We start from the raw sequence: 21070 nt of genomic DNA on the forward strand, positions 1-21070 counted from the left end.
CTCCGAGGGTTGATTGAGAGGTGGCGCTGTCGCGTCGTGGAAGTTACTTTAAGCGAGAGCCCCACTCTTATGTCTTATAGAAGACATATTTTTGTATGAGCAAAATCAACAACTTACAATCACTTTTCTCAATGCAAAATTAATTTTCTCGTATTGAGAAAAATATTGCGGCGCAGCAGTCGTTCTTTTCATAATGCGAAGCGAGTTTTTCGCGCGTGAAACCGTTGAGGGCGGGAGCTGAAATTCGGTGGTCCATGGCGCGATGCGCCTTCCGCGACCCATGAAACCGGCGCAGTCCGATACCAGGGATACCGCGGAACCGGCTTTGCCGGGCCGCCGGTATCGCCCCCCTTCAGGGGGGAGGCGCCGCAGGCGCTTCGGGGGTGTTTCATTTCAGTTTCGCCGGAACCAGTCCCCGCTACCGATCGCGACGCGACCGGCGATCCGGTCCGGATGGATCTCGTAGACCAGGCAGGCCAGCAGCGCGCCGGCCACGCGTACCTGCACCTCCCGCTTGATGTACTCGCCGCTGTCGTCGGGCCTGACCTCTTCCAGCCGGTCTAACTGCCGCTCGAGCTCCGGCGCGATGCAGTAGATCTCGCCCCGCACCCTGCCCTCGCCGTCCAGCACCGCGCCCGGATAAGGGCCGAGGTCGTAGAGCGTGCCGTCGATCTCGCCATCGGCGATGCGCACCGGCGCGGGCGAGAAGCGGGAGATGTCGTTGCTGCCGCCCGCGCGCAAGGTGCCGTAGACGAAGACATGGCGGGGCGAGGCGGGGCGGGCATTCGAATCGGGCATCATCAAATCAATCCTCTGAACGATCAGCTATTGAACTCCGCATCCCACGCACCCGGCCGCCTGGTGGCCTACGGCTGCCTCGCCTTGAGCATGTCGCTGGTCGGCAGCTATGTCGCCCTCTCCAAGCCGCTGGTGGCCGCCTTTCCGGTCCTGCTGCTGGCGTGGCTGCGCTTCGGCATCGCGGCGCTGGCGATGCCGCACTGGTTGCGGCGACCGGCCGGGGAACCGCCGATGACCGGCCGCACGCGCGGCCTCGTGTTCCTCGAATCCTTCCTCGGCAACTTCCTGTTCTCGATCTGCATGCTGTTCGGCGTCAGCTTGACGAGCGCGGTCTCGGCCGGCGTGATCATGGCCTCGATCCCGGCCGTGGTGGCGATCGGCAGCTGGGCCTTCCTGCGCGAGCGCATCGCCGCGCGCGTCGGACTGGCGATCGCCTGCGCCGCGCTCGGCATCGGCTTGTTGGCGCTCGCGCCGGCGACGGCGGCCCCGCATGCCGGCACCGCGAACACCTCCTCGATGCCCTGGCTGGGCAACCTGCTGGTGTTCTGCGCGGTGCTCTGCGAGGCCGCCTACGCGGTGATCGGGAAGTCGTTGACCGGACGGCTCGGACCCAGGCGCATCTCCTCGCTGATCAACCTCTGGGGCTTCGTGCTGTCGACGCCCTTCGGCCTCTGGTTCGCGCTGCGCTTCGACTTCGGCGCCGTGTCGATCGGCCTCTGGAGCCTGCTCTTCGTCTACGCGCTGGCCGCGAGCATCTGGACCGTATGGCTCTGGATGACGGGCCTGAGGAGCGTGCCGGCGTCACAGGCCGGCGTCTTCACCGTGATGCTGCCGGTGAGCGCCGCGGTGGTCGGCGTGCTGGTGCTCGGCGAGGGCCTCGCGACTGCGCAGGTGGTCGCTTTCGCGCTCGCGCTGCTCGGCGTCGTGCTCGCGACATGGCCCGCGCGCCGCAACTGAAGGCTCTCCGAGGGGAACGAACGTGCTTTCTCCCTCTGAAAAAACAACAGCTCCCAATGAAAAAGTCTCTTTTTCCCTTGGAAACGCGTTTCTTCTCCTTTAGCATCCGCAATGCCGATGGAGACACTGCTTTTCATTGGTGAAAGTGTCCAACCAAAAAAGGAATTCAACCATGGCAACTGCAAAGAAGGCTCCGGCCAAGAAAGCTCCCGCGAAGAAGGCCGCACCGGCCAAGAAGGCGGCGGCACCGGCGAAGAAGGCTGCTCCTGCAAAGAAGGCGGCACCCGCCAAGAAGGCTGCTCCGGCCAAGAAGGCTCCTGCGAAGAAGGCGGCTCCCGCCAAGAAGCGCACCCCGAACGCTGCGTTCATGAAGGCACTGACCCCCAGCCCGGCGCTCGCCGCCGTGGTCGGCTCGACGCCTCTGCCGCGCACCGCCGTGGTGAGCAAGCTGTGGGACTACATCAAGAAGAACAACCTTCAGGACAAGGCCAACAAGCGCAACATCAACGCCGACGCCAAGCTGAAGGAAATCTTCGGCAAGGCCCAAGTGTCGATGTTCGAACTGGCTTCGCTGATCGGCAAGCACGTCAAGTGAACCCGCGAGCGCCTCGTGCGCTTGCCTGGAAAAGCCGGCAGCAGCCGGCTTTTTTTTGGCTTCAGCGGCCCGCGGCCTCGGCCGACCGGGTGATCGCGCTCAGGGTGCCACGGGTGGTGATCACCTCGGGGTCGAGCGGAATCTCGATCAGCGTGCCGGTATCGGCCGCCAGCGCGCGCAACAGCGCCGCCTCGAACTGCGCGGTCTCGGTCACGCGCTCGGCGGCGTAGCCATAGGCCCGCGCCAGCGCGCAGAAGTCGGGGTTGCGAAGCGCGGTGCCGCTCACCTTGTTCGGGTACTCGCGTTCCTGGTGCATGCGGATGGTGCCGAACATGCCGTTGTTGAGCAGCACGATGATGCTCTTGCCGCCATGCTGCGAGGCGGTGGCAAGCTCCTGCCCGTTCATCAGGAAGTCGCCGTCGCCCGCGATCGTGAAGGCGACGCGCCCGGTCGCAATGCTGGCCGCGATGCCCGCCGGCACGCCGTAGCCCATCGCGCCGCTGGTCGGCGCGAGTTGCGTCTTGTGGCCCTTGGCGAGGCCGTGATAGCGGAAGTAGCGGTGCACCCAGCTCGCGAAGTTGCCGGCGCCGTTGGTGATCGCGGCATCCGCCGGCAGGTGCTTCTGCAGCAACTGCACCACCGCCACCATGTCGACCGCGCCGCGCGGCGCCTCGGCCGGCAGGCCGGCCAGCGGCTGCGGCTCCAGGTTGGCAAGGTAGTCGGCATGGGCGGCCGCGGTCCAGGCCTCCCACGGCAGCTCCGGCGGCGCGCTGAGCACCTCGAGGCTGCGCGCGGCCGAGGCCATGCCGGCATTGATCGCCAGGTCGGCCTGGTAGACCCGGTTGAGCTCCTCGGCGCCGGCATGGATGTGGACCAGCGTCTGCCTCGCCTTCGGCGCCTCGAGCAGCGTGTAGCCACCCGTGGTCATCTCGCCCAGCCGAGGACCGATCGCGAGGATCAGGTCGCTCTGCCGCACGCGCTCGGCCAGCTTCGGATTGATCGCGATGCCGACATCGCCGGCATACAGCGGATGGTGGTTGTCGAAGGTGTCCTGGAAGCGAAAGGCGTTGGTCACCGGCAGCCTCCAGTTCTCGGCGAAGCGCTGCAGCGCCTGCGCCGACTGCGGAGTCCAGCCGCCGCCGCCGGCGATCACCAGCGGACGCTCCGACTTGATCAGCAGCTCGCGCAGGGTGCGCAGCGCACCGGGGTCGCTCCAGGCCGCCACCGCCTCGACCCGCTTCAGCGGCCGGGCAGCGGTCATGCTGCGCAGCATGTCCTCGGGCAGCACCAGCACCACCGGGCCCGGGCGCCCGTTCATCGCGGTGGCGAAGGCGCGCGCCACGTATTCGGGGATGCGGTCGGCATCGTCGATGCGCTCCACGCGCTTGGCGAAGCCCTTGGTGCTGGGACCGAAGAAGCTCGCATAGTCGACCTCCTGGAAAGCCTCGCGGTCGCGGAAGTCGCTGCCGACATCGCCGACGAAGAGCACCATCGGGGTCGAATCCTGGAAGGCGTTGTGGACGCCGATCGAGGCATTGGTGGCGCCGGGCCCGCGCGTCACGAAGCAGACGCCGGGCCGGTTGCCCAGCTTGCCGTGCGCCTCGGCCATGAAGGCCGCGCCGCCCTCCTGGCGGTTGACGACGAAGCGGATGCGATCGCCGTAGGCATGGAAGCCGTCGAGCACCGCGAGAAAACTCTCACCGGGGACGCCGAAGGCCAGCTCGACGCCTTGCTCGACCAGGCATTCGACAATCAGATGGCCGGCGGGTTGGGTTGTATGCATGGACGGGCGCCTCTTTCTCTCTGGTGCAATGGGGTGTTCGAATTATCGGTTCGGCCCGCGCCTGCTTGCCTTAATTCCCCAATTGGTTAAATTCTCCCCATGAAAGCTCCCACCCCGGTCGCCGCCGAACCGCGCTCGCGCGACGCCGACCGCTCGCAGCTCGCGATCCTCGCCTCGGCGCGCGACGAGTTCTCGCAGCGCGGCCTGGCAGGCGCCCGCATGGACAGCATCGCCGAGCGCGCGGGCCTCAACAAGCGCCTGATCTACTACTACTTCGGCAGCAAGGACGACCTCTTCCTCGCGGTGCTCGAACGCACCTACGCCGACATCCGCGAGGCCGAGCAGCAACTGCACCTCGACGCGGTCGAGCCGGTGGAGGCGATCCGCCGGCTGGTCTCCTTCACCTGGCACTACTACCTCGAGCATCCCGAGTTCATCACGCTGCTCAACAGCGAGAACTTGCATCGGGCCGCACACCTCAAGCGCTCCGAACGCATCCAGGAGATGAACTCGCCGCTGGTCGCGCTGCTCGACGGCGTGCTCGAGCGCGGCCGCCGCGACAACCTGTTCCGCGCCGGCGTCGACCCGGTGCAGCTCTACATCTCGATCGCGTCGCTGTGCTACTTCTACCTGTCGAACAACGACACCCTGTCGGCGGTCTTCGGGCGTGACCTGCGGGCGCCGAAGGCGATGGCCCAACGCCTGTCGCACATGACCGACCTGGTGCTCGGCTACGTCCTGCGCTGATACGGGTATCTCCTAGGGGCTCGCCGGTTGACTGGCCGACGATGGCATTCCTAGAATTGCTAATTCACTTATTGGTGAATTGAAGCTTGCGACAGCACCATCCGGCTCCAGGTCAACTCCCATCCTCGTCGACGCTTCGCAACCTGCCGATGCAGGCACCGTCGCCGACCCCAAAGCACAAGGAGACATCATGAAACCCAATCGCCGCGCCGGCCTGCTGGCCTGCATCGCCCTCACCGCCGCCTTCGGTGCCGCTGCCGAGGCCCACTACCCGACCAAGCCGATCCGGGTGATCGTGCCCTTCGCGGCCGGCAGCACCACCGACATCATCGCCCGCGCCATCGCAGACAAGATGAGCGCCAGCATGGGCCAGACGCTGGTGATCGACAACCGCGGCGGCGCCAGCGGCACCATCGGCCAGCAGGCCGTGGCGACGGCTTCGCCGGACGGCTACACGATCATGATCCACTCGTCGTCGCACACGGTGAGCCCGTCGACCTTCGCCAAGCTGCCCTTCGACACGGTCAACGACTTCGCCGGCATCACGCCGATCTCGACCTTGCCGAACGCGCTGGTGATCTCGCCGTCCAAGAACATCAAGACACTGAAGGAGCTGGTCGCCGCCGCCAAGGCCAAGCCGGACAGCATCAACTTCGCCTCGGCCGGGCAAGGCAGCGCGACCCACCTGAACGCCGAGAAGTTCAAGCTGGCCGCCAAGATAGCTGCCACCAACATCCCGTTCAAGGGCTCGGCCGACGCCGTGACCGAGGTGCTGTCGGGCCGGGTCGACTATTACTTCTCGCCGATCGCACCGGTGATCGGCCAGATCCGCGAAGGCCACCTGCTGGCTCTCGCCGTCGGCTCGCCGAAGCGCGCGGCCGCGCTGCCCGAGGTGCCAACCACTGCAGAGGCCGGCGTGCCCGGCTCGGAGTTCAACTTCTGGATCGGGATGATGGCGCCGGCCAAGACGCCGCGCGATGTCGTCAACCGGCTGCACGACGAGGTCGCGAAGGCGCTCGCCAGCCCCGAAGTCAAGGAACGCTTCCTGAAGCTCGGCGCCGATGCCTGGACGCTCAAGCCCGAGCAGTTCGACGCCTACATCAAGGACGAGATCGCGAGCAACGCAAGCCTGGTCAAGGCCGCCGGCCTGTCGCCAGCCCCTTAAGCCACTTTCAGCGGAGAACCACCCCATGGCACAACAACGACTCGGAATCATCATGCACGGCGTCACCGGACGCATGGGCATGAACCAGCACCTGATCCGCTCGATCGTCGCGATCCGCGCGCAGGGCGGCGTGACGCTCTCGAACGGCGACACCGTGATGCCCGACCCGATCCTGATCGGCCGCAACGCCGAGAAGATCGAAGCGCTTGCCAAGGCGCACGGCATCGCGCGCTGGGGGACCGACCTCGACCGCGCGCTCGAGAACAAGGACGACACGATCTTCTTCGATGCCGGCACCACGCAGATGCGCCCGACGCTGCTGGCCAAGGCGATCCGCGCCGGCAAGCACGTGTACTGCGAGAAGCCGATCGCGACCAATCTCAACGAGGCGGTCGAGATCGCCCGGCTGGCCGAAGAGGCCGAAAGAACCAAGGGCCTGAAGCACGGCGCGGTGCAGGACAAGCTGTTCCTGCCCGGCCTGCGCAAGCTCGACATGCTGCGCCGCGCCGGCTTCTTCGGCCGCATGCTGTCGGTGCGCCTGGAGTTCGGCTACTGGGTGTTCGAGGGCGACCTGCAGCCGATCCAGCGGCCCTCGTGGAACTACCGCAAGGAAGACGGCGGCGGCATGATCCTCGACATGATGTGCCACTGGCGCTACGTGCTGGACAACCTGTTCGGCGAGGTGCAGTCGGTGTCGTGCATCGGCGCCACCCACATTCCGAAGCGCTGGGACGAAGCCGGCAAGCCCTACGAGGCCACGGCCGACGACGCCGCCTACGCCACCTGCGAGCTCAAGGGCCACAACGGCGAGCCGGTGATCGCGCAGATCAACATGAGCTGGGTGACGCGCGTGCGGCGCGACGACCTCGTGACTTTCCATGTCGACGGCACCGACGGCTCGGCCGTGGCGGGCCTGTCGTCGTGCCGCGCGCAGTCGCGCGTCGCCACGCCGCGGCCGATCTGGAACCCGGACGAGAAGCAGACCATGAACTTCTTCGACCAATGGCAGGAGATCCCCGACTCGCAGGTCTACGACAACGGCTTCAAGATCCAGTGGGAGCATTTCATCCGCCACGTGGTCGAGAACGCGCCCTACAGGTGGACGCTGCCCGAAGGCGCCAAGGGCGTGCAGCTGGTCGAGACCGCGCTCGAGAGCTGGAAGGACCGGCGCTGGGTCGATGTGCCGGCGCTGAAGATCTGAGGTGACCCCGATGGCCCTCTCGCTCACCCTCCCCGGCGCCGGCGGCGCGCTCGCGCCCTACGCCTTGCGCGGCAGCACGCCGGTTCGGCCGCCCGCGGGCGTCAAATTCAACCGCATCGCCTACTCGGCGGCGCACGTGGTGGCCGATCCGCTGGCCGCGGTCGACCCGTGGCTGCAATGCGCGGTCGACTGGGACGCGACCATCGCCTTGCGCCGGCACCTGTGGTCGCTGGGGCTCGGCGTGGCCGAGGCCATGGACACGGCGCAGCGCGGCATGGGCCTGGACTGGCCGACCTCGCTGGAGCTGATCCGCCGCTCGCTCGATGCCGCAAAGGACGTGCCGGGGGCGCTGGTGGCCTCGGGCTGCGGCACGGACCACCTGAACATCGACGAGGTCCGCAGCGTCGACGACGTCATTCGCGGCTACGAGGAGCAGATGGCAGCGATCGAGGCGCTCGGCGGCAAGCTGATCGTGATGGCCAGCCGCGCGCTGGCCCGGGTCGCGAAGGGTCCGACCGACTACGAGCGCGTGTACGACCGCATCCTGAGCCAGGCCAGGCAGCCGGTGGTGCTGCACTGGCTCGGCGACATGTTCGATCCGGCGCTGGCGGGCTACTGGGGAACGGCCGATGTCGACCGCGCGATGGACACCGCGCTCGGCATCATCGCGGCCCATCCGGACAAGGTCGACGGCATCAAGATCTCGCTGCTCGACAAGGACAAGGAGATCGCGATGCGGCGGCGGCTGCCGCCGGGCGTGCGCATGTACACCGGCGACGACTTCAACTATGCCGAGATGATCGCGGGCGACGGCCACGGCAGCGAGAAGACGCACGGCCAGAGCGATGCGCTGCTCGGCATCTTCGACGCCATCGCGCCGGCGGCCAGCGCGGCGCTGGGCGAACTGGCGCAGGGCCATGTCGAGAAGTTCCACGCCATCCTCGGCCCTACGGTGCCGCTGTCGCGCCACATCTTCGCGGCGCCGACCCGCTTCTACAAGACCGGCGTGGTCTTCATGGCCTGGCTCAATGGCCATCAGAATCATTTCACGATGGTCGGCGGCCAGCAGAGCACGCGCTCGCTGCAGCACTTCGCCGAGCTGTTCCGGCTGGCCGATGCGGCCAACCTGCTGGAGCAGCCCGAACTGGCAGTGCGGCGCATGAAAACGCTGCTGGCGCTGCACGGCGTCGACGCCTGATCCGATTCCACGAAGGAGACAAGCCATGAAGACTCCGTTGTTCGCCAAGTCCTTGCTGACGCTGATCCTGGCCTTCACCGCGGCGGGCGCGATGGCGCAGTCCTGGCCGGTCCGGCCGGTGCGCGTCATCATCCCATTCCCGCCCGGCGGCACGCTGGACACCGTGGGCCGCGCGCTGGCGCAGAAGTTGAGCGAGCAGTTGGGCCAGACCTTCGTCGTCGACAACAAGCCGGGCGGCAACGGCACCATCGGCGCCGACGCGGTGGCCAAGGCGCCGGCCGACGGCTACACGCTGCTCTTCAACGCATCGACCTTCGTCACGGCGCCGATGACGATGAAGTCCACGCCCTACAACGTGGTCAACGACTTCACGCCGGTGGCGCTGGTCGCCAAGGCGCCGCTGTCGGTCGCGATCAACAAGGACCTGCCGATCACCGATGTCAAGTCGCTGCTGGCGTATGCAAAGGCCAATCCCGGCAAGATGACCTTCGCGGTGGGCTCGATCGGTTCGGCCGGCCACCTGTCGACCGAACTGCTGAAACGCGCCGGCCAGATCAACTACCTGATCGTGCCCTACAAGGGCACGGCGCCGGCCTTCCAGGACCTGATCGGCGGACAGATCGACGGCTTCATCGACCCGATCCTCGGCTCCGTGCAGTACCACAAGAGCGGCATGCTGCGCGTGATCGCGGTGACTTCCAAGACGCGGGCGCCCAATCTGCCGGACGTGCCCACGGTCGGCGAGACGATCCCGGGCTACGAGTTCTACAGCTGGTACGGGCTGTGGGGCCCCGCGAAGCTGCCGGCCGAAATCACGCAGCGCCTGAACGCCGAGGTCAACAAGGCGCTTGCGACCGACATGCGCGACAAGCTGATGCAGCAGGGCCTGCTCCTGACGCCGGGTTCGGCCRAAGAGTTCGCGAATTTCCAGCGCGAGGACATGGCGCGCTCGCAGAAGATCATCACCGACGGCAACATCCGTCTCGAATGACCGAAGTGGCACAGCAGCGCGCCATCGTCACCGGGACCAGTTCGGGCATCGGCCAGGCGATTGCCCATCGGCTGCTGGCCGACGGCTGGCAGGTGATCGGCTTCGATCTCGCCCCGGCGCACATCGTGCACGAGGACTTCCTCCCGGTCAGGGTCGACCTGTGCGACGGCGCGGCCACCGAGGCGGCGACCCGGGCGGCCGGTGTCGCCGACGCACTGGTCCACGCGGCCGGCGTGCTGCGCGTCGGTGCGCTGGGCGCGCTGGCGTCGGAGGACGGCAGGCTCATGTGGCGGCTGCATGTCGACGCACTGACCCGCATGGCCGACATCGCCGTGCCCGCCATGGCGCAGGCGGGCCGCGGCCGCGTGGTGATGGTGGGCAGCCGGGTGTCGCGAGGCATGCCCGGGCGCAGCCAGTACGCGGCGAGCAAGGCGGCGCTGGTCGCGCTGGCGCGCAGTTGGGCGGCCGAAGTGGTTGCCAGTGGCGTCACGGTCAACGTGGTGTCGCCTGCCGCGACCGCTACCGCCATGCTCGACGATCCGGCGCGCCAGTCGGTGGCGCCGAAGCTGCCGCCGCTGGGCCGCCTGATCGAGCCGCGGGAGATCGCGGCGCTGGTGGCCTATCTGCTGTCGCCAGACGCCGCCGCCATCACCGGCCAGGACATCCGGATCTGCGGAGGCGCGTCGCTGTGACGCGGGAACGCATGCCTGCTCAGGAAGCTGTAGACGCCGTGAACCCCGTCGGGCTGATCGGCCTCGGTCTCGTCGGCAGCGCGCTGGCCCGTCGCCTCGTCGCGGGCGGTTTCGATGTCATCGGCTACGACCTGCGCGACGAAGCGCGCGATGCGCTGCGCGCGTCCGGCGTTCGCACGGCCGCCTCGCCGCGCGAGATCGGCAGCGCCTGCGCGACGGTCGTGCTGGCCGTGTTCGACACCCGAGGCGTGCTTGATGCGACCGAGGGCCCGCAGGGCCTGTTGGCGGGTGGCGCGGTGCGGGTGCTGGTGGACTGCTCGACGGGCGACCCCGAGGCACTCGAGGCTCTGGCGAAGCGCCTCGAGGCGCAGGGCATCGACCTCATCGAAGCCCCCCTGTCGGGCTCCAGCAGCCAGATCGCGGCGGGCGACGCCACGATGCTGATCGGCGGCGACGAAGACGCGGTGCGCGCCAGCGACTCCGTGCTGGCGGCGCTTTCGTCACGCCGCATCCGGGTCGGAGGCGCCGGCATGGGCGCGCGCGCCAAGCTCGCGACCAACCTGGTGCTGGGCCTCAACCGCGCCGCGCTGGCCGAAGGCATGGTGCTGGCCGAGAGCATGGGCATCGCGCCGGCACAGTTCCTGGAACTGGTGCTCGCGACGCCCGCGCGCTCCGACGCTGCGCTGGCCAAGGGCGCGATGATGGTCGCCGGCGACTTCGCACCGCAGTCGCGCATCCGCCAGCACCTGAAGGATGTCGAGCTGATGCTCGACAGCAGTCGGGCCACGGGCCAGCGGTTGCCACTCTCGGAAACCCACGCCGCGCTGATGCGCGCCGCTGTCGCCGCCGGCGATGGCGATCTCGACAACGCCGCCATCCTGCGCCAGTTTCGGCGCGAGCGGCACAAAGACTGAGGCTGAAGCGAAATGCGCGATTTCTCGAAGGATCATCACTGGCTGTCCATCAACACCGCGACCGTGCGAAAGCAGCGCGGCGCCGAGGTGCCGCTGGACCGCATCATCGACCAGTGCGCCGAACGCGGCATCCGCGCGATCAGCCCGTGGCGCGACCAGGTCTCCGCGGTCGGGATCGACAAGGTCGCGAAGCAGCTGAAGTCGCATGGCATCGGGCTTTCGGGCTACTGCCGCGGCGGCTTCTTCCCCGCGCCCGACGCCGCCGGCCTCAGGGCCGCGCTGGACGACAACCGCCGCGCCATCGACGAGGCCAGGGCCCTCGGCGCGCCCTGCCTGGTGCTGGTGGTCGGCGCGCTGCCCGGTGCGCTCGAGGGCAAGGTCGCCTACAAGGACATCGGCCGCGCACGCGGCGAGGTGCGCGACGGCATCGCGGCGTCGCTGGCCTACGCGCGCGAGGTCGGCATGCCGCTCGCGATCGAGCCGCTGCACCCGATGCAGGCCGCCGACCGCGCCTGCATCAACACGCTGGAGCAGGCGCTGGACCTGTGCGACGAACTCGATGCCGGGCGCTCCGGCATGCTGGGCGTGGCGCTGGACGTCTACCACGTGTGGTGGGATCCGAAGCTCGAGCGGCAGATCGCGCGTGCCGGCAAGGAGCGCCTGCTCGCCTACCACGTCTGCGACTGGCTCACGCCGACCCGCGACCTGCTGTCGGACCGCGGAATGATGGGCGACGGCGTGATCGAGCTGCGCAAGATCCGCGGCTGGGTCGAGGCGGCGGGCTTCGCGGGCTTCAGCGAGGTCGAGATCTTCTCGGCGCTGGACTGGTGGCAGCGCTCCGGCGAGGAGACGCTGGCGACCTGCATCGAGCGGCACCGCAGCGTGGTCTGAGCGGGCTGGCTCGCCAGCGGCTCGGGCATCCGCCGCATCGAATTCGGATCGCGTCGTCGACGGTCACAGGTGAACACGCGATCCGGGTCGCGCCAGAAACCGACCGCGCCTCAGCAGCAGCACCGACGCGAGCATCAGGGCCAAACCGCTGATGACCTCGAACCCAATCGTGAAATTGGCTGCGGCAGAGTGCTCAGAGCAGAGCGCAAGGGTGTAGTGGCCCAGGGCATCGAGCCCCATGGCCCCGTAGGCACCGATGAGGACCAACCCCGAGGCACGCAATCCCAGCCGGGCGAGAAGCAGCCCCCCGACGCCCAGGCTGACAACCGCCAGCCACGCGAGGTACACATACTCCCGGGTGAGCCAGGTCGGCATGTTGGGATAGAAGGCGATGAACTCGGCGTTGTGCGTGAAGTGCGCCAGACTGGCGATGGAATACACCGCGACGAGCACCCGCATGTGCGTGGGCAGGAATGGCTTCTTGCGCATGGTCTCAGTCGCCTTCGGACCGATCGATGGCCTTGCGCACGAGCGAAGCCATTGCCAGTGCGCTCTCGGTGCCCTCGGCGGTCAGGCCTTCCACGGTGCCCCACCTGTCTTGCAACTCCTCGTCCTGGCTCGCCTTGAGTTTGCCGACGAGGGCATCGATCGGAATTTCGATCCCCACCACGGCACGCAACAGCTTGTCGATGAAGTCAGCTGGCGCGTCCGCCATCGCCCATGGCATCGGCCTCGCCCTCTCGTTGATGGCCGTAAGTCGAGCCAGCAGATCGCGCAGCCAGGCCTCGTCGTGGATGGCGCGCGCGACACCACGCGCGTGCGCGACGACGTAGTTCCAGGTCGGGACAACCTTTCCGTGCTCCTGTTTGCCCGGATACCAGCCCGGGGTGATATAGGCCTGGGGCCCCTGGAAAATGACGAGCGATTGCCCCGATGCCGGGAGTTGCCGCCAGACAGCATTGGCGCGCGAGACGTGGCCAAGGAGGGTTCCGAACTGGCCGCGCGAGCGGTCCAGAAGAAAAGGGACGTGGTTGGCAAGAAGCCCGACGTCCCCCGGCGCAACCCAGGCCCCGAGCGGATGAGCCTCGATCAACGCATGGGCGGCAACGGTGCCGGGCAGTTCATGGTGCTTGCGGATGTACATGCGGAGATTCAGGTCATGGCGGCGAACCGCCTGCGGTAGCCCAGAAGGACGAAAAGATCGTACAAGGCACGATGGCAGGGGTGGCACGGCGCAGTCCTGCGGTCGGCTCAACGGTAGCTGCGGTGGCCCGGGGCGAAGACTCGGAAACTTCTGAAATAACGACCGACCATTGAGTCGAATGCCCGGCCCTCGACCGCGGTCGCCATCGCTCTCACTGGCCTGGCGATCCCATTCGACCGAGTGCTCGCAAACCCGTGCCAGCAGGCATTGTTTCGTTCGTCCGCGCCGCGGGACCCAACTGGCGCATCACGGCGATCATTGTCGATCGACGGCGGACCATGCGCCCTGCCGGAACTGTTTGCGGCATGATTCCAACCGCTCAACCTTTCCCAGCGATTCCATGCCCAATTTCCCCAACGACATCTACACCGAGCCTTCCCCCCTGGATGGCAACACCCTCGCCAACCTCGGCCCCCTGCGCCGGATGGCAGGCCTCTGGCGCGGCGAGAAGGGCGTGGACGTCAAGCCGAAGGCGCAGGGACCGAAGACGCAGGTCTATGTGGAGCACTATGAACTGCAGCCGATCGATCCCCAGACCAACGGCCCGCAAGTGCTCTATGGCCTGCGCTATCACACCTACATTCACAAGCCTGGGCTGACCAAGATGTATCACGACCAGGTCGGCTACTGGTTGTGGGAGCCCGCCACCCGCACCGTCATGCTCACGCTGGCGATTCCTCGCGGCCAGGTCGCGATGGCGAGCGGCCGCGTCGATGCCGATGCAGACCAGTTCGAACTGGTCGCCACGCACGGCAGCCTCGTGAACGGCATCGTCTCCAACCCCTTCCTCGAGCATGCATTCACCACGCTGGAGTGGCGTATCAAGGTCGGCTTCCATGCCGACGGCACCTGGTCGTACGACCAGGACACGGTCATGCAGATCCAAGGGCTGGCCGAACCCTTTCATCACACCGACCGCAACACGCTCACGAAGATCGGCGAGCCGTCGCCGAATCCGCTGGCAGCGCAGGATTGAGGGCCTCGGCAGCACGACCCGGACCGGGCATCCGCCCCTCGCCGCCATTCCCAGGGCGGGTCGATTCCGGCATGATGGCCGGCCCTGCATCATGCGATGGAAGACTGAAAAATGAACGATTCGTCAGCAATCAGCGTCGGCCAGCTGTCCATTCGCTACCTGGTGGACGGGTCGCAGACTGGCAGTGTCGGCCTGTTTGAACTCACCGTGCCGCCCGGCTCGAACGTACCGCCTCCGCATAGCCATACGAACAACGACGAATGCGTCTACGTGCTGGAAGGAACGCTGCGATATTCCGTCGACGCCGACACCCGTGACCTCGCCGCCGGTGAGGCCATGTTCAGTCCCAAGGGCAGTGTCCACCAGTTCTCGAACCCCTTCGCAGCGACAGCCCAGGCCCTCGTCGTGCAATCGCCGGACATTGGCGCCCAGTACTTTCGCGATGTCGCTGGAGTGGTCAGCGCCGGCGGGCCGCCGGACAAGGCGGCGTTGGTCGCCGTCATGACCCGCTACGGACTGGTCCCGGCGGCGCCAGCCCCGACCTAGCGTCTCGCACGCCGGATGTCCAAGGCGACCGATGCGCTCGACACGAGAGCTCGGACGCCTCGGATCCGGATTACTTCGGCGCCTTGGTCGTGCGCAGGTACGGCAGCTTGATGTCGATGCTGCCGTACTTCTCGCGGGCCTGATCGTCATTGAGGGCGAGTGCGACGATGACGTCCTCGCCTGCGGTCCAGTTGGCAGGAGTCGCCAGCGGAACATTGAAGGTCAGCTGCAAGGCATCCAGGGCGCGAAGCACCTCTGCAAAGTTGCGACCGACCGACATCGGGTAGGTCATGGAAAGCTTGAGCCTCTTGTCCGGACCGATGATGAACACCGAACGCACGGTGGCCGTGTCCGCGGCGGTACGGCCATCGGGCAGGTAGGCCTCGGCAGGCAGCATGTCGAAGGCCTTGGACACGGCCAGGCCTTCGTCAGCAATGATGGGGAAGCCCAACTTGGTGCCCGCGAAGCCTTCGATGTCGCCCTTCCACTTCTTGTGCGCGTCGACGCCGTCGACGGATACGCCGATCACCTTGGTGCCGCGCTTGGCCCACTCGTCAGCCAGTTGCGCGACCACGCCGAATTCGGTGGTGCACACCGGCGTGAAGTCCTTCGGATGCGAGAAAAGAATCGCCCAACCCGAACCGATCCAGTCGTGAAAGGTGATGGGGCCCTGATCGGTCTCGGCTGAAAAGTCGGGGACCGTGTCGTTGATACGCAATGCCATGGCGATGTTCTCCAGGTTGTCGAGCGACTGCAAGTTTGCCAGACTATCGCGGCGGGGCGAACAGGCCGAGGACCGGGAGCAGGCTCTTCGGCGGCACGCCCGCTCTCCATCGCCGGCCGCGTGGCGCGCCGCTCGCCAGGACAGGGATTTGAAGGTACCCCCACATTCACCGCCTGCAGATGCCCAGCACCAGTTCCTGCTCCGTGCAGGCGCGCGTTGGCGGCGGCGCATAGGCAGGAGACGCTGCGCCGGGGGCCGTGCGGCGGGCGATGCAGGCGCGCATGCGCTTTTCCATCGGCGCGTAGTAGCGCCACCCCTGGCCCAGGGCCGGCAGCTCCAGGCGAACCTGCTTCCACTTGGGGTGGCCGTTGGCCTGGAGCTTGTCGAAATTGGTGCAAAGGGACTCGGCGAAGCGGGTCAGATTTCCGACCGTCGACTGCAGTCCGTAGTCGTAGGTGACGAGGTAGGCCTTCACGGTCAGGGTGGGCACGTCGGCCTTGAGCCATGTCGAATAGCTGGCAGCACGTATGGCCCCGGGAAAGTAGGTCTTCTTCGCGCGCACCGTCTCCGGCGCCGCGTCGTCGAGCTTCAGGATCTTGATGTAGTTGCGCGCCTCGGCCTTCATGTCCGAGAACAGCTTGGCCGGCTGTCCGGCGACGATGATGACGACGTCGATCGACTTGTCGACCGTGAGCCTGGCCAGCGCCTCCTCGTTGCTCAGGTACTGCGTGTTGTCGGGCGGCAGCGGCTCCCCGAACATCAGCTGGTAGAGCGTTCTCGAGGTGAGTGCGGTGCCGCTGCCGAGCGGTCCGACGCCGATTTTCTGGTTCCGGATCTCGTGGATGCTGTTCAGCGGCGAGTCCGCGCGGGCGATGAAGTAGATCTCCTCGTCATAGAGCGGCATGATGAGCCGCAGCGGACGAATGATGTTGCCGGCATCGGCGTTGCCCGCCTTCGCCTCGTCCAGGAAAGCCTGGTAGACATCGGACTGCACCAGGGCCATCTTGACGCCGGCCTCGAAGCGCATGCGCTGGACGTTCTCCGCCGAGCCCTTCGACTCGAGCACTTCGAGATCGATGTCGGCGGGCGCGGCGACCCAGGTGGCAAGGTCTCGGCCGATCTGAATGTAGGTACCGGTTTTCGATGCGGTGACGATCTTGTACTCCGCCCGGGGTGCCGCCGCCGCGTACCCGAGGAAGACCATCCACAACAGCGCGGTCAACAAGGCTCTGATTGGCATGCTGGCTCCATCGAAGTTTGCTTTTACCGCCAGGTGATGCCTGGCTCATTCGTGCGGCTCGCTGTCCCGTTCGCACCCTCTACTTCTTCTGGCACAAAGCCAGCGCCGCAAGCGCCTGGCCACACTCCTTGTCCTCCGCCCCCCCCTGGCTGGTGGCCGGTGCAGCGTCGACGGCCACCGGCGCCTCCCGCGGCAAGGAGGCAGCGGCAGGGGCCGGAGGAACCGTGCTCTCGTTCAGTCGAAGCGCCGTGGAGGCCTTCAGCACGGCCTCCGGGAGCTGTCCTCGCTTCGCGGCCAGTTCTTGCACGCGCCGATCGAAAGCCTCCTTCAGCGCCTGAACGACCGGGTCGTCCGCATGCTCGGCGTCCAAGGCCGCGAGCATCGGCTCGGCGGCACCCAGGTCGCCACGGTTCAAGGCGGCCTGCACGCGCTCGATGTCGGCCCTGAACGCTGGCAGTCCGCCGGCCTCGTTCCGATCGCCGAAATGCCCGAGACCCATGAGGACGAGCGCAATCAAGACCAGCACGCCCGCGATGCCGATCACCACGCGCCGCGGGGTTGTCAAGCGGGCCGCCCCCTGCGCGGTATCGCCGCCAACCAGAACCTCCATATGCCCGAAGGCGCCAGGTCGGACAAGGCCGATCCCGGGGTCGGCCTCCTCGAGGGTCGCACCCGTCGGGCCGGGGATGTGGATGACTTCCTCCGCATCCGGCTGCGCCGTGTCCGAAAAGTCGATGAGCACGGGGGCCGGCGCTTGCGCTGCGACAGAGAGGCCCCGCCCGCGCTGGACCGGCGGTCGAGCATCGTCGGTGTCGACCGTGGCGAACTGGTCCTCGAAGCAGAATGGGCAAAAGCGGTTCCCCTTCTGCAGCATCGCGGCGCATCGCCTGCAGGGAACTGAGAACGATGGGTCCAGATCGGCCAGGTTCGCCATGTTTCGACACAAGATCCATGCTCGCGGCGGTCGAGCCATTTGCCCATTTTGAATCTACTTTCGCGCCCGACCAAGAGGGTCGCGTCGGCGGCCGCCGTCGCCATTTGTGCGCCTTGTCCTACGCACCCCCGGGCAGGCAGGGGATCGACCATACGCCGCGGCGGCCCGGTGGTCGAGGCCGCCCACGGGCAGGCCGGCCACGCTGCAGGCTCCCCGAAGCTGTGCTGCAATTCGCCGCATGCCTGCCGAAACCAGCCTCGACGACTTGCGCCGCTACGCGGTGGCGCGCACCCTCTTCCGGCCCACGACGCTGCCAGGCGCGATCCGGCGGCTGGGTTTCGTGCAAGCCGATCCGATCCGCGCCCCGGCGCGCGCGCAGGACCTGACCCTGCGCCATCGCGTCAAGGACTACCGTGCCGGCGATCTCGAGAACCGCTACACGCGGCTCGCGGTCGAGGAAGACTGCCTCGTCAACTACGGCTTCCTGCCGCGCGAGCACCTGGCGCTGATGCATCCGCGCCAGGCCGCGCCCGCCTGGGATGCCGAGACCCGGCGCAAGGCGGCCGAGCTGCTGGCCTTCGTGCGCGAGCGCGGGCCGGTGCATCCGCGCGAGGTCGAGCAGCATTTCGCGCACGGCCGCATGAAGAACCACTGGGGCGGCTCGAGCAACGCCAGCACGCACCTGCTCGACGGCATGCATTACCGCGGCCTGCTGCGCGTCAAGCGGCGCGACGGCGGCACCCGCATCTACGAGGCGGTGACGCATCCGCCCGCTGACGACAGCCCGGCCGGCCGCGCCCGGCGCGCCGCCGCGCTGGTCGACCTGGTGGTGCGCCAGTACGCGCCCCTGCCGGCCGCCAGCCTGACCTATCTGGTGCGATTGCTCGGCTACGGCGCCCCGCATCTGTCGGCGCAGACCCAGGCCGCCCTCCGGATGGCGCGCGAACAGCTCGCCAGTTGCCGCATCGACGGCGGCACCTGGTATTGGCCGGCCGACGAGAACCCGCGTTCGCGCCGCCATGCGCCCGACGATGCGCTGCGCCTGCTCGCGCCCTTCGACCCGGTGGTCTGGGACCGCCGCCGCTTCGAGCTGCTGTGGGGCTGGTCGTACAAGTTCGAGGCCTACACGCCGCCGCCGAAGCGAAGGCTCGGCTACTACGCGTTGCCGATGCTGTGGCACGAGCAAGTGATCGGCTGGGCCAACGTGTCGGCCCGCGAAGGACGATTGCAGCCCGCGTTCGGCTACGCCGCCGGCGCCGCGCCGAAGGGACCCGCCTTTCGTGCCGCACTCGACGACGAGCTGCAGCGCATGGCGCAATTCCTCGCCGCCCGCTGACGCGCTGCCGCGCCGCCCCCCCGCCGCCTGGGGCCTTGGCTCGTGGGCGACAGCAGGGAGCGGTCGACTTGCCTAGAATCCCCCCTGTTTCGGCGCAAGCCGGAGCCAAGCGTTCTCAGGGCGGGGTGAAATTCCCCACCGGCGGTGATGGCGGCGAAAGCCGCACGAGCCCGCGAGCGCCTGCGGCGACACCTTGTGTTCGCCGCAGGGTCAGCAGACCCGGTGCGATCCCGGGGCCGACGGTCACAGTCCGGATGAAAGAGAGCGCGACCCCACTGCGGGGCGGGTGCGTTCGCGCCGGCCCCCGCGCCGGGTTCGTGCGCCCTGATTCAGGAAATCCTTGCAAAGGCAAACCATGAGTCAGATCAACGACCTTCCCCTTTCCGCCATTCCCGCTGCCGGTGCACCGCGCGGCCAGCGCATCGGCTTCGTGCAGGCACAGTGGCATTCGGACATCGTCCACCAGGCACGCGACGCCTTCCTGGCCGAAATGAAGCGCCTGGGCGTACCGGTCGACACCATCGACGTGTTCGACGTGCCCGGCGCCTTCGAGATCCCGCTGCACGCCAAGCGCCTCGCGACCTCGGGCCGCTATGCCGCGATCGTCGGCTGCGCGCTGGTGGTCGACGGCGGCATCTACCGCCACGACTTCGTGGCCAGCACGGTCGTCAATTCGCTGATGACGGTGCAGCTCGAGACCGGCGTGCCGGTGCTGTCGGCGGTGCTCACGCCGCACCACTTCCACGAGCACGTGGAGCATCGCAAGTACTTCCACCGGCACTTCGCGGTCAAGGGCACCGAAGCGGCCGAGGCCTGCGTGAAAACCATCGAGGGCCTGCGCCGCGTCGATGCGTTGATCGCCGCCTGAGCGGCGAGCCCCTGCGGTATCCAGCGACGGCGGCGCAGGTCCGAGCCTCAGACCGAGGCCGGCACCAGGGCTTCTCGCCGCACGCGCCGGACGTTGAAAGCGCTGGCGATCAGCACGCCCTGCACCACCGCCAGCCCGACGATCACGCTGGCGTGCTGGCCATGGTCCATCAGGCGGCCGAAGATCAGCGGCGCCACGGCCTGGCCGATGTCGAGCCCGGCATAGACCACGCCGTAGACCCGGCCGGTCGCGTTGGCCGGTGTCGAGCGCTTGACCAGCAGGTCGCGCGACGGCCCGGCGATGCCCGAAGCGAAACCCATGGCGCCGAACATCACGGGCACCAGCACCGGCGCCAAGTCGGCCAGGGCCAGCACCAGCGCAATGGCCGCCGCCACGCCGAAGCCGGCGCCGACGATGCGCTCGCAGCGGGCCGGGTCGGAGGCCAGGAAGCCGCCCGCCACCATGCCAGCGGCGCTGGCGACCATGTAGATCGTCAGGCACATCGCGATCAGCGCGACCGGCACGTCGTGCAGGCGACCGGCCGCGGACGGAGCGAAGGTCTGCACCACGCTCAACGCCATCGCATAGAAAAAGAAGAAGCCGAAGCACATCCAGACCGCGGGAATCCCGAGGAAGGCGAACTCGCCGCCGACGGCTGGCGCGCCGGCCGCGTGCTGCACCGGCTTGACGTCGAGGGACAGCACGCTGCGGTTGAGCCACAGGACCAGCAGCACCAGCACCGCCACCCCGCCGCCGGTCGCCAGCGCCACGCGCCAGCCGAAAGCCATCGCCAACGGCACCATCAGGGCCGGCGCCAGTGCCCATCCCAGGCTGCCCGTGATGCCGTGAACGCTGTAGGCGTGGCCCAGCCGCGTCGGCGCCACCTTGCGGTTGAACAGCGTGTAGTCGACCGGATGGAACACGCCGTTGCCGACCCCGGCCATCACCGCCGCACCGAGCAGCATCCAGTAGCTCTGCGCCAGCGCATAGCCCAAGCCCGCCAGGCCCAGCAGGGCCAGCCCGACGAACAGCACGGGCCGCGGGCCGAGCTGGTCGACGATGAAGCCTGAAGCCGCCTGCACCAGGCACGAGACCACGAAGAACGCGGTCAGCACGGCACCGAGCTCGGTGTAGCTGACGTTGAACGCCTCCTTCAGCCACGGGAACAGCGGCGCCAGCAGCAGCTGGCTGAAATGGCTGACGGCATGCGCCAGGCCGACGAGGCCGATCAGCTTGACGTCGGAACGCACGGTCGGCGCGGCACTGGAAAGGGAGGCGGAAGACATGGATTGCTACAAGAAACTGGCTCG

The 21070-nt window shown here is 67.6% G+C and carries 22 protein-coding genes and 1 riboswitch; of the genes, 14 read left to right on the forward strand and 8 right to left on the reverse strand.

The annotated features are described in order from the left end of the window. Positions 1 to 393: 393 nt before the first annotated feature. Complete coding sequence (locus tag AC1DYD_RS06120; protein ID WP_478172020.1) at positions 394 to 798, reverse strand: gamma-glutamylcyclotransferase family protein; 405 nt, start codon at positions 796 to 798, stop codon at positions 394 to 396. Positions 799 to 888: 90 nt separating this feature from the next. On the opposite strand from AC1DYD_RS06120, the gene AC1DYD_RS06125 reads away from it, so the two are divergent. After that, a complete protein-coding gene (locus tag AC1DYD_RS06125) occupies positions 889 to 1755 on the forward strand; it encodes a DMT family transporter (RefSeq protein WP_478172021.1) in 867 nt (288 codons plus the stop codon). Between the two features lie 172 nt (positions 1756 to 1927). Continuing rightward, positions 1928 to 2350, forward strand: coding sequence for an SWIB/MDM2 domain-containing protein (locus tag AC1DYD_RS06130; RefSeq protein ID WP_478171857.1), 423 nt, complete (start codon positions 1928 to 1930; stop codon positions 2348 to 2350). Positions 2351 to 2411: 61 nt separating this feature from the next. Here the strand turns inward: AC1DYD_RS06130 and AC1DYD_RS06135 are convergent, their stop codons facing one another. Continuing rightward, positions 2412 to 4133, reverse strand: coding sequence for a thiamine pyrophosphate-binding protein (locus tag AC1DYD_RS06135; RefSeq protein ID WP_478171858.1), 1722 nt, complete (start codon positions 4131 to 4133; stop codon positions 2412 to 2414). Between the two features lie 99 nt (positions 4134 to 4232). On the opposite strand from AC1DYD_RS06135, the gene AC1DYD_RS06140 reads away from it, so the two are divergent. The 8 genes from AC1DYD_RS06140 (at position 4233) to AC1DYD_RS06175 (ending at position 11932) form a co-directional block, all read left to right on the forward strand. Further along, positions 4233 to 4880: a TetR/AcrR family transcriptional regulator gene (locus AC1DYD_RS06140; protein ID WP_478171859.1), complete on the forward strand. Its 648-nt coding sequence runs from the start codon at positions 4233 to 4235 to the stop codon at positions 4878 to 4880. Positions 4881 to 5070: 190 nt separating this feature from the next. Then, on the forward strand, positions 5071 to 6045 hold the full coding sequence (locus AC1DYD_RS06145) for a tripartite tricarboxylate transporter substrate binding protein (protein ID WP_478171860.1): 975 nt from the start codon (positions 5071 to 5073) through the stop codon (positions 6043 to 6045). Positions 6046 to 6070: 25 nt separating this feature from the next. Continuing rightward, positions 6071 to 7246: a Gfo/Idh/MocA family protein gene (locus tag AC1DYD_RS06150; protein WP_478171861.1), complete on the forward strand. Its 1176-nt coding sequence runs from the start codon at positions 6071 to 6073 to the stop codon at positions 7244 to 7246. A gap of 10 nt (positions 7247 to 7256) precedes the next feature. Next, on the forward strand, positions 7257 to 8444 hold the full coding sequence (locus tag AC1DYD_RS06155) for a dihydrodipicolinate synthase family protein (protein WP_478171862.1): 1188 nt from the start codon (positions 7257 to 7259) through the stop codon (positions 8442 to 8444). A 25-nt stretch (positions 8445 to 8469) separates the two neighbouring features. After that, positions 8470 to 9435, forward strand: coding sequence for a Bug family tripartite tricarboxylate transporter substrate binding protein (locus AC1DYD_RS06160; protein ID WP_478171863.1), 966 nt, complete (start codon positions 8470 to 8472; stop codon positions 9433 to 9435). Continuing rightward, positions 9432 to 10127, forward strand: coding sequence for an SDR family NAD(P)-dependent oxidoreductase (locus AC1DYD_RS06165; protein WP_478171864.1), 696 nt, complete (start codon positions 9432 to 9434; stop codon positions 10125 to 10127). The genes AC1DYD_RS06160 and AC1DYD_RS06165 overlap by 4 nt, the downstream gene beginning before the upstream one ends. Positions 10128 to 10138: 11 nt before the next feature. After that, on the forward strand, positions 10139 to 11041 hold the full coding sequence (locus tag AC1DYD_RS06170; RefSeq protein ID WP_478171865.1) for an NAD(P)-dependent oxidoreductase: 903 nt from the start codon (positions 10139 to 10141) through the stop codon (positions 11039 to 11041). Positions 11042 to 11053: 12 nt separating this feature from the next. After that, positions 11054 to 11932: a sugar phosphate isomerase/epimerase family protein gene (locus AC1DYD_RS06175; RefSeq protein ID WP_478171866.1), complete on the forward strand. Its 879-nt coding sequence runs from the start codon at positions 11054 to 11056 to the stop codon at positions 11930 to 11932. Between the two features lie 63 nt (positions 11933 to 11995). Here AC1DYD_RS06175 and AC1DYD_RS06180 read toward each other — a convergent pair whose 3' ends face one another. Together AC1DYD_RS06180 and AC1DYD_RS06185 are read right to left on the reverse strand one after the other, a co-directional pair. Continuing rightward, a complete protein-coding gene (locus AC1DYD_RS06180; protein WP_478171867.1) occupies positions 11996 to 12421 on the reverse strand; it encodes a hypothetical protein in 426 nt (141 codons plus the stop codon). 4 nt (positions 12422 to 12425) lie between these two features. Further along, positions 12426 to 13076 carry an FMN-binding negative transcriptional regulator gene (locus tag AC1DYD_RS06185; RefSeq protein ID WP_478171868.1) on the reverse strand — a complete coding sequence of 217 codons (651 nt, stop codon included), beginning with the start codon at positions 13074 to 13076 and terminating at the stop codon, positions 12426 to 12428. A 400-nt stretch (positions 13077 to 13476) separates the two neighbouring features. Between AC1DYD_RS06185 and AC1DYD_RS06190 the strand changes: the two genes are divergently transcribed. Both AC1DYD_RS06190 and AC1DYD_RS06195 read left to right on the forward strand, forming a co-directional pair. Beyond that, positions 13477 to 14112 carry an FABP family protein gene (locus AC1DYD_RS06190; RefSeq protein WP_478171869.1) on the forward strand — a complete coding sequence of 212 codons (636 nt, stop codon included), beginning with the start codon at positions 13477 to 13479 and terminating at the stop codon, positions 14110 to 14112. 111 nt (positions 14113 to 14223) lie between these two features. Then, entirely contained in the window at positions 14224 to 14658 is a 435-nt protein-coding gene (locus tag AC1DYD_RS06195; protein WP_478171870.1) for a cupin domain-containing protein, read from the forward strand. Between the two features lie 70 nt (positions 14659 to 14728). On the opposite strand, the gene AC1DYD_RS06200 is transcribed toward AC1DYD_RS06195, so the two are convergent. The 3 genes from AC1DYD_RS06200 to AC1DYD_RS06210 all read right to left on the reverse strand — a co-directional run bounded on the left by AC1DYD_RS06200 (position 14729) and on the right by AC1DYD_RS06210 (position 17556). Continuing rightward, the gene (locus AC1DYD_RS06200) at positions 14729 to 15382 is read right to left on the reverse strand and encodes a peroxiredoxin (RefSeq protein ID WP_478171871.1); all 654 of its coding nucleotides are present in this window, start codon (positions 15380 to 15382) and stop codon (positions 14729 to 14731) included. Positions 15383 to 15548: 166 nt separating this feature from the next. After that, positions 15549 to 16622 (reverse strand): TAXI family TRAP transporter solute-binding subunit, encoded by a 1074-nt coding sequence (locus AC1DYD_RS06205; RefSeq protein WP_478171872.1) that lies wholly within the window; start codon positions 16620 to 16622, stop codon positions 15549 to 15551. Positions 16623 to 16701: 79 nt separating this feature from the next. Continuing rightward, a complete protein-coding gene (locus tag AC1DYD_RS06210; protein WP_478171873.1) occupies positions 16702 to 17556 on the reverse strand; it encodes a hypothetical protein in 855 nt (284 codons plus the stop codon). 238 nt (positions 17557 to 17794) lie between these two features. On the opposite strand from AC1DYD_RS06210, the gene AC1DYD_RS06215 reads away from it, so the two are divergent. Beyond that, positions 17795 to 18892 (forward strand): DNA glycosylase AlkZ-like family protein, encoded by a 1098-nt coding sequence (locus AC1DYD_RS06215; protein ID WP_478171874.1) that lies wholly within the window; start codon positions 17795 to 17797, stop codon positions 18890 to 18892. A 107-nt stretch (positions 18893 to 18999) separates the two neighbouring features. Continuing rightward, positions 19000 to 19162, forward strand: a riboswitch (FMN riboswitch). Positions 19163 to 19247: 85 nt separating this feature from the next. Continuing rightward, positions 19248 to 19760, forward strand: coding sequence for a 6,7-dimethyl-8-ribityllumazine synthase (locus tag AC1DYD_RS06220; RefSeq protein WP_478171875.1), 513 nt, complete (start codon positions 19248 to 19250; stop codon positions 19758 to 19760). A gap of 47 nt (positions 19761 to 19807) precedes the next feature. Here the strand turns inward: AC1DYD_RS06220 and AC1DYD_RS06225 are convergent, their stop codons facing one another. Then, positions 19808 to 21046, reverse strand: coding sequence for an MFS transporter (locus AC1DYD_RS06225; protein ID WP_478171876.1), 1239 nt, complete (start codon positions 21044 to 21046; stop codon positions 19808 to 19810). Positions 21047 to 21070: the final 24 nt, after the last annotated feature.

It is taken from the genome of Variovorax sp. P4_B11 (genome assembly GCF_056402355.1).

Coding starts and splice junctions, on each gene's coding strand:
- AC1DYD_RS06225 (WP_478171876.1), bottom strand. CDS start 21,046: ATGTCTTCCGCCTCCCTTTCCAGTGCCGCGCCGACCGTGCGTTCCGAC.
- AC1DYD_RS06175 (WP_478171866.1), top strand. CDS start 11,054: ATGCGCGATTTCTCGAAGGATCATCACTGGCTGTCCATCAACACCGCG.
- AC1DYD_RS06120 (WP_478172020.1), bottom strand. CDS start 798: ATGCCCGATTCGAATGCCCGCCCCGCCTCGCCCCGCCATGTCTTCGTC.
- AC1DYD_RS06200 (WP_478171871.1), bottom strand. CDS start 15,382: ATGGCATTGCGTATCAACGACACGGTCCCCGACTTTTCAGCCGAGACC.
- AC1DYD_RS06145 (WP_478171860.1), top strand. CDS start 5,071: ATGAAACCCAATCGCCGCGCCGGCCTGCTGGCCTGCATCGCCCTCACC.
- AC1DYD_RS06150 (WP_478171861.1), top strand. CDS start 6,071: ATGGCACAACAACGACTCGGAATCATCATGCACGGCGTCACCGGACGC.
- AC1DYD_RS06180 (WP_478171867.1), bottom strand. CDS start 12,421: ATGCGCAAGAAGCCATTCCTGCCCACGCACATGCGGGTGCTCGTCGCG.
- AC1DYD_RS06185 (WP_478171868.1), bottom strand. CDS start 13,076: ATGTACATCCGCAAGCACCATGAACTGCCCGGCACCGTTGCCGCCCAT.
- AC1DYD_RS06125 (WP_478172021.1), top strand. CDS start 889: ATGTCGCTGGTCGGCAGCTATGTCGCCCTCTCCAAGCCGCTGGTGGCC.
- AC1DYD_RS06140 (WP_478171859.1), top strand. CDS start 4,233: ATGAAAGCTCCCACCCCGGTCGCCGCCGAACCGCGCTCGCGCGACGCC.
- AC1DYD_RS06165 (WP_478171864.1), top strand. CDS start 9,432: ATGACCGAAGTGGCACAGCAGCGCGCCATCGTCACCGGGACCAGTTCG.
- AC1DYD_RS06215 (WP_478171874.1), top strand. CDS start 17,795: ATGCCTGCCGAAACCAGCCTCGACGACTTGCGCCGCTACGCGGTGGCG.
- AC1DYD_RS06210 (WP_478171873.1), bottom strand. CDS start 17,556: ATGGCGAACCTGGCCGATCTGGACCCATCGTTCTCAGTTCCCTGCAGG.
- AC1DYD_RS06155 (WP_478171862.1), top strand. CDS start 7,257: ATGGCCCTCTCGCTCACCCTCCCCGGCGCCGGCGGCGCGCTCGCGCCC.
- AC1DYD_RS06135 (WP_478171858.1), bottom strand. CDS start 4,133: ATGCATACAACCCAACCCGCCGGCCATCTGATTGTCGAATGCCTGGTC.
- AC1DYD_RS06130 (WP_478171857.1), top strand. CDS start 1,928: ATGGCAACTGCAAAGAAGGCTCCGGCCAAGAAAGCTCCCGCGAAGAAG.
- AC1DYD_RS06190 (WP_478171869.1), top strand. CDS start 13,477: ATGCCCAATTTCCCCAACGACATCTACACCGAGCCTTCCCCCCTGGAT.
- AC1DYD_RS06220 (WP_478171875.1), top strand. CDS start 19,248: ATGAGTCAGATCAACGACCTTCCCCTTTCCGCCATTCCCGCTGCCGGT.
- AC1DYD_RS06205 (WP_478171872.1), bottom strand. CDS start 16,622: ATGCCAATCAGAGCCTTGTTGACCGCGCTGTTGTGGATGGTCTTCCTC.
- AC1DYD_RS06195 (WP_478171870.1), top strand. CDS start 14,224: ATGAACGATTCGTCAGCAATCAGCGTCGGCCAGCTGTCCATTCGCTAC.
- AC1DYD_RS06170 (WP_478171865.1), top strand. CDS start 10,139: ATGCCTGCTCAGGAAGCTGTAGACGCCGTGAACCCCGTCGGGCTGATC.